This is a genomic window from Mitsuaria chitosanitabida ATCC BAA-476 = NBRC 102408 (assembly GCF_001598255.1).
In the GTDB taxonomy this organism is placed as follows: Bacteria; Pseudomonadota; Gammaproteobacteria; order Burkholderiales; family Burkholderiaceae_C; genus Roseateles; species Roseateles chitosanitabidus.
Window position 1 is genome coordinate 54,081 of sequence record NZ_BCYP01000029.1, and the last position, 7,249, is coordinate 61,329.

Sequence of the window (7,249 nt, forward strand, 5' to 3'; positions counted from 1 at the left end):
GCGGCCATGGGGCGAGGCGCCCGCCGGCCGCAAACGGCAAACCGGGGGCGCGAGGCCCCCGGTTCCGGTGCGGTGCTTAGATCAGCGGGCCCGAACCGGACTGGTCGTCTTCATGCAGCTTCTTGTAGGCCGCGCTCATGACGTCGGCGTGGACCGTCGCATCCGTCGCCGTGCTGGCCGCCGCGGTCGCCGCCGCCGTGGTCACGGTCGCGGTGTGCGTCGTGCCGCCGGTCAGCAGGTTGGCCTCGGGCTGCGCCAGCAGGTCGCCCAGTTGCGGCGTCGTGCCGGTCGTGGCCGTGGTGCCGGTCGTCGCATGCTGGGTCGCGCCGTCCTTGGCCAGCCAGACGTCGGACATCTCGTGCGTCGTGCCGTCGGCCTTGGTGTAGCTCGACACCAGACCCACGACGTTGCCGTTGTCGACGTGCGTGGTCTTCGTGGCGTTCAGGTCGAGGTCGACGATGCCCAGGTCGGTCAGGGACTTCATCTCGCCCGCCTCGACCTTGCCGTCGTGGTTGGCGTCCACCCAGACCTGCAGCTTGCTGAAGTCCGCGTCCTTGGCGTTGATGTGGCCGTCATGGTTGACGTCCAGCGAGCCCAGGGCGCCGAAGCCGTCCAGCCCCTTGCGGCCGTTCACCGAGGTGCCCGAGCCGAAGAGCTCGGAACCGTCGTCGATCTGGCCGTTGCCGTTGCGGTCCATCACCAGCAGACCGGTGTTGCCGGCGGTCCAGCCCCACTTGTCGGTGTGGCCGGAGGCGTTCAGGTCGAAGTTCACGCCGTTGGCCGCCGAGGTGGTGTGGATGCCCGTGCCGTCCAGGTCCAGCATGATCGGCGTGGCCAGGAACACCGAGTTGCGCTGTTCGTCGGTCCAGCCGGCACGCTGCTCGGAGGTCATCGCCAGCACCTGCTCCATGTTCATGGAGGCCAGGTCCTGCGTGTCCCAGCCGATGAACTGGTCGGAGGTCATGGCCACGATCTGGTCCGTGGTCAGGCCCTGCACCTGGATCGAGGTCAGCGCGTGGATGTCCGAGGAGTCCATCGCCAGGATCTGGCTCGTCGTGAAGGCGTGCATCTGCGCCGAGGTCAGCGTCGCGAAGTGCTGGCTGGTGAAGGCGTTGATGTCGTCCGTCGTCAGGGCCGCGATCTGGTCGGTGCCCAGCGCATGCATCTGCGCCGTGCTGAACTCATGGACCTGGTCGCTGGACAGGGCCGCGATCTGATCCGTGTGGAAGGCGTGGATCGCCGCGGTGCTCAGCGCATCGATGCCGTCGGTCGAGATGGACGCGATGTCCGCCGTCTCGATGCCCACGATCTGGGCCGAGCTCACCGCGCTCCACTGCGCCGAGGTCATCGCGTGGATCTGGTCCGACGTGAAGGCCGCGAAGTCACCGGAGTCGAAGGCCACCAGGTTGGTGCTGCTGATCGCCGCCAGGTCGCCGCTGTCGATCGCCATCACCTGGTCGGTGGTGAAGGCGTGCAACTGCGCCGAGGTCATGGACACGATCTGCTGCGAGGTCAGCGCCTGCACGTCGTCGGTCGCCATCTGGCTGACCTGCAGCGTGCTCAGGGCCGAGACCTGCTGCGTGCTCAGCGCCGCGATCTGGTCGGAGCCCAGCGCTTCCAGCTGCGCGCTGTCCAGCGAGCGGATGGCCGCCGTGCCCAGCATGCGCAGGTCGGCCGTCTCGAAGGCCGCCATCTGGGCCGTCGTCAGGCCGTCGACCTGGACCGAGGTCAGGGCCGCCGCCTGGACGGTGGACAGCGCCACGATCGCGTCGGTGCTCAGGGCGCCGATCTGCGTCGAGCTCAGGGCCAGCATCTGCGTGCTGCTCAGCGCGGCCACGTCGGCCGTCTCCATCGCCGAGATCTGCGCCGTCGTCAGGGCCTGCAGCTGGCTGTTGCTCAGCGCGCGGATCTGGCCGCTGGTCAGGGCGTTGAAGTCGTCGCTGGTCAGGTTGGCGATCTGGCCGGTCGTCAGGCTGGCGACCTGGGTGGTCGTCAGCGCGGCGATCTGGTCGGACCCCAGGGCGTCCAGTTGCGTGGAGGTCAGGGCGCGCAGGGCGGCCGTGCTCATCGAGCGCAGATCCCCGGTTTCCAGCGCCGCCATCTGGTCGGTCGTCAGACCCGCCACCTGGGTGGAGGTCAGCGCCGCCGCCTGGCTCGAGGTCAGGGCGACGATCGAGTCGGTGCTCAGGGCGCCGATCTGGGCCGAGCCGAGCGCGATCACCTGGTTGGTGTTCAGCGCGGCGACGTCCAGGCTCTCCATCGAGGCGATCTGGCCGGTGGTCAGCGATTGCAGCTGCTGCGTGGTCAGGGCCTTGATCTGGCCGCTGGTCAGCGCGTTCAGGTCGTCGCTGGTCAGGTTGCTCACCTGGCCGGTCGTCAGGCTGGCGACCTGCTGGGTCGTCAGCGCGCCGATCTGGTCGGTGTGCAGGGCGTTGAGCTGGTCGCTGGTCAGGGCGCGCAGGGCGGCCGTGTTCAGGGACTTCAGGTCACCGGACTCGATGGCGCCCATCTGGTCGGTGGTCAGGCCCGCGACCTGCTTGCTGGTCAGCGCGGCGACCTGGGTGGAGGTCAGCGCGACGATCGCGTCGGTGCTCAGGGCGCCGACCTGGGCCGAGCCCAGCGCCGCCACCTGGTTGGTGGCCAGCGCCTGCACGTCGGCGGTTTCCATCGTCGAGACCTGGGCCGTGGTCAGCGCGGCGACCTGGCCGGTCGTCAGCGCCTTGATCTGCGCGCTGGTCAGCGCGTTCAGGTCGTCGCTGGTCAGGTTGGCGATCTGGGCGGTGGTCATCGCGGCGACCTGCTGGGTCGTCAGCGCGGCGATCTGGTCGCTGTTCAGGGCTTCCAGCTCGGCGGAGGTCAGCGAGGCGACCTGGCCGGTCGTCAGCGCGCGCAGCTGGCCGGTGGTCAGCGCGGCGAAGTCGTCGGTGGCGAACTGGCTGATCTGCGTGGTCGACAGGGCCTGCAGCTGCTGCGAGGTCAGGGCTTCGATCTGGTCGGAGCCCAGGGCCTGCAGCTGGTCGCTGGTCAGGGCGCGGACGGCCGTGGTCGACAGGGCCTTCAGGTCGCCCGTCTCGATGGCGGCCATCTGGTCGGTGGTCAGGCCGGCGACCTGCTTGGTCGTCAGCGCGCCCACCTGGGCCGAGGTCAGGGCCACGATCGAATCGGTGCTCAGCGCGCCGACCTGGGCCGAGCTCAGCGCCGCCACCTGGTTGGTGGCCAGCGCCTGCACGTCGTCGGACTGCAGGGTCGAGACCTGGCCGGTCGTCAGCGCGGCGACCTGGTTGGTCGACAGCGCCTTGATCTGGCCGCTGGTCAGCGCGTTCAGGTCGTCGCTGGACAGGTTGCTGACCTGACCGGTGGTCAGGGCGGCGACCTGCTGGGTCGACAGGGCCTGGATCTGGGCGGTGCCCAGCGCGTCCAGCTGCGTCGAGGTCAGCGAGGCCAGGGCGTTGGTCGTCATCGCCTTCAGGTCGCCCGTCTCGATGGCGGCCATCTGGTCGGTGGTCAGGCCGGCGACCTGCTTGCTGTTCAGCGTGGCGACCTGGGCGGAGCTCAGGGCGACGATCGAGTCGGTGCTCAGCGCGCCGACCTGGGCCGAGTTCAGCGCCGCCACCTGGTTGGTGTTGAGCGCGGCGACATCGGCCGATTCCATCGTCGAGACCTGGCCGGTCGTCAGGGCCGCGACCTGCTGCGTGGTCAGGGCCTTGATCTGGCCGCTGGTCAGCGCGTTCAGGTCATCGCTGGACAGGTTGCTGATCTGGCCGGTGGTCAGCGCGGCGACCTGCTGCGTCGACAGGGCGGCGATCTGGTCGGAGCCCAGCGCGTCCAGCTGCGTGGAGGTCAGCGAGGCCAGGGCGTTGGTGCCCAGCGACTTCAGGTGGGCCGTCTCGATGGCGGCGATCTGGTCGGTGGTCAGGCCGGCGACCTGCTTGCTGTTCAGCGCGCCGACCTGCGACGAGGTCAGGGCCACGATGGATTCGGTGCTCAGCGCGCCGATCTGGGCCGAGTTCAGCGCCTGGACCTGCTGGGTCGTCAGCGACTGCACGTCGTCGGACTGCAGGGTCGAGACCTGCGCCGTGGTCAGCGCGGCGACCTGGGCGGTGCCCAGGGCCTTGATCTGGGCGCTGGTGAGGGCGTTCAGGTCGTCGCTGATCAGGTTGGCGATCTGGCCGGTCGACAGCGCGGCGACCTGGGCGGTCGTCAGCGCGCCGATCTGGTCGGTGTGCAGGGCGTTGAGCTGGTCGCTGGTCAGGGCGCGCAGCGCGGCCGTGTTCAGGGACTTCAGATCACCGGACTCGATGGCGCCCATCTGGTCGGTGGTCAGGCCCGCGACCTGCTTGCTGGTCAGCGCGGCGACCTGGGTGGAGGTCAGCGCGACGATCGCGTCGGTGCTCAGGGCGCCGACCTGGGTGGAGCTCAGCGCCACGACCTGGTTGGTGCCCAGGGCGGCGACGTCGGCCGATTCCATGGTCGCGATCTGGCCGGTGGTCAGGGCGGCGACCTGCTGGGTGGTCAGGGCCTTGATCTGGGCGCTGGTGAACGCGTTCAGGTCATCGCTGGTCAGGTTGCTGATCTGGCCGGTGGTCAGCGCGGCGACCTGGGCGGTCGTCAGCGACTGGATCTGGTCGCTGTTCAGCGCTTCCAGTTCCGCGGAGGTCAGCGAGGCGACCTGGCCGGTCGTCAGCGCGCGCAGCTGGCCGGTGGTCAGCGCGGCGAAGTCGTCGGTGGTGAACTGGCTGATCTGGCCGGTGGTCAGGGCGGCGACCTGGTTGGTGGTCAGCGCCTCGATCTGGTCGGAGTGCAGGGCGTTCAGCTGGTCGCTGGTCAGCGCGCGCAGCGTGCCGGTCGACATGGCCTTCAGGTCGCCCGTCTCGAAGGCGCCCATCTGGTCCGTGGTCAGGCCGGCGGCCTGCTTGCTGGTCAGCGCGGCCACCTGGGCCGAGCCCAGGGCGACGATCGAGTCGGTGCTCAGCGCGCCGACCTGGCCGGAGCTCAGCGCCGCGACCTGGTTGGTGTTCAGCGCCGCGACGTCGTCGGACTGCATGGTCGAGACCTGGCCGGTCGTCAGCGCGGCGACCTGGTTGGTCGACAGCGCCTTGATCTGGCCGCTGGTCAGGGCGTTCAGGTCATCGCTGGACAGGGTGCTCACCTGGCCGGTGGTCAGGGCGGCGACCTGCTGGGTCGTCAGCGCCGCGACCTGGTCGGAGTTCAGCGCGTCGAGCTGGGCCGAGGTCAGCGAGGCCAGGGCGTTGGTGCCCAGGGCCTTCACGTCGCCCGATTCCATGGCGGCGATCTGGTCGGTGGTCAGGCCGGCGGTCTGCTTGCTGTTCAGCGCGGCGACCTGCGCGGAGGTCAGCGCGACGATGGATTCGGTGCTCAGGGCACCCAGCTGGGCCGAGTTCAGCGCGGCGACCTGGGCGGTCGTCAGCGACTGCACGTCGTCGGACTGCATGGTCGAGACCTGGCCGGTGGTCAGGGCGGCGACCTGGGCGGTGCCCAGGGCCTTGATCTGGCCGCTGGTCAGGGCGTTCAGGTCGTCGCTGCTCAGGTTGGCGACCTGGCCGGTGGTCAGGCTGGCCACCTGGTTGGTCGTCAGCGCGCCGATCTGGTCGGTGTGCAGGGCGTTGAGCTGGTCGCTGGTCAGGGCGCGCAGGGCGCCGGTGGACAGGGACTTCAGGTCAGCCGACTCGATGGCGCCCATCTGGTCGGTGGTCAGACCCGCGACCTGCTTGCTGGTCAGCGCGCCGACCTGCTGCGAGTTCAGGGCCACGATCGAGTCGGTGCTCAGCGCGCCGACCTGGGCGGAGCCCAGCGCCACGACCTGGGCGGTCGTCAGCGCGGCGACCTCGTCCGAGTGCAGCGTGGACAGCTGGCCGGTGGTCAGGGCGGCGACCTGGGCGGTGCCCAGGGCCTTGATCTGGCCGCTGGTGAACGCGTTCAGGTCATCGCTGGTCAGGTTGCTGACCTGGCCGGTGGTCAGGGCGGCGACCTGGACGGTCGTCAGCGCCTGGATCTGGTCGGAGCCCAGCGCGTCCAGCTGGTCGCTGGTCAGGGCGCGCAGCGCGGCCGTGTTCAGGGCCTTCAGGTCGCCCGTCTCGATGGCGCCCATCTGGTCGGTGCTCAGGCCGGCGACCTGCTTGGTCGACAGCGCGCCGACCTGCGTCGAGGTCAGGGCGACGATGTTGCCGGTGGACAGGGCGGCGATCTGGTCCGAGCCCAGGGCCGCGACCTGGGCGGTCGTCAGGGCCTGGACGTCGTTGCTCTCCATGTTGGCGACCTGGGCGGTCGTCAGGGCCGCGACCTGAGCGGTGCCCAGCGCGCGGATCTGGGCCGAGCCCATCGCGTTCAGGTCCTCGGTCGACAGCGCCTGGATCTGGGCGGTGCCCAGGGCGGCGACCTGGGCGGTCGTCAGCGCGGCGACCTGGTCGGAGGTCAGGGCGGCCACCTGGTCGGTGGTCAGCGCGCGCAGCGAGGCGGTGCTCAGGGCCTTGACGTCGACGGTCTCGATGGCGCCGACCTGGTCGGTGGTCAGGCCGCCGACCTGCTTGGTCGACAGCGGAGCGACCTGCTGCGAGGTCAGGGCGGCGATGTTCTCGGTCGACAGCGCGCCGACCTGGGCCGAGCTCAGCGCGGCGACCTGGGCGGTCGTCAGCGCCTGCACGTCGTCGGACTGCAGGGTCGAGACCTGGCCGGTCGTCAGCGCGGCGACCTGGCTGGTCGACAGCGCCTTGATCTGGCCGCTGGTCAGGGCGTTCAGGTCATCGCTGGACAGGTTGCTGATCTGGCCGGTGGACAGCGCGGCGACCTGGGCGGTCGTCAGCGCGCCGACCTGGTCGGTGTGCAGGGCGTTGAGCTGGTCGCTGGTGAGCGAGCGCAGCGCGGCGGTGTTCAGGGACTTCAGGTCGCCGGTCTCGATGGCGCCCATCTGGTCGGTGCTCAGGCCCGCGGCCTGCTTGCTCGACAGCGCGCCGACCTGCGTCGAGGTCAGGGCGACGATGTTGCCGGTGGACAGGGCGGCGATCTGGTCGGAGCTCAGCGCGGCGATCTGGGCCGTCGTGAGCGCCTGCACGTCGTCGCTCTCCATGTTGGCGATCTGGCCGGTCGTCAGGGCGGCGATCTGGGCGGTGCCCAGGGCGCGGATCTGGGCCGAGCCCAGCGCGTTCAGGTCGTCGCTGGACATGGCGGCGACCTGGCCCGTGGTCAGCGCGGCGACCTGGCCGGTCGTCAGCGCGGCGACCTGGTCGGAGTG

At 70.2% G+C, this 7,249-nt stretch carries 1 protein-coding gene; it reads right to left on the reverse strand.

Features of this window, described 5'->3' with window-relative positions; genetic code table 11:
• Positions 1–76: 76 nt before the first annotated feature.
• On the reverse strand, positions 77–7,180 hold the full coding sequence (locus tag MCHT01_RS26815) for an SPM autocatalytic domain-containing protein (protein WP_218017913.1): 7,104 nt from the start codon (positions 7,178–7,180) through the stop codon (positions 77–79).
• Positions 7,181–7,249 lie beyond the last annotated feature (69 nt).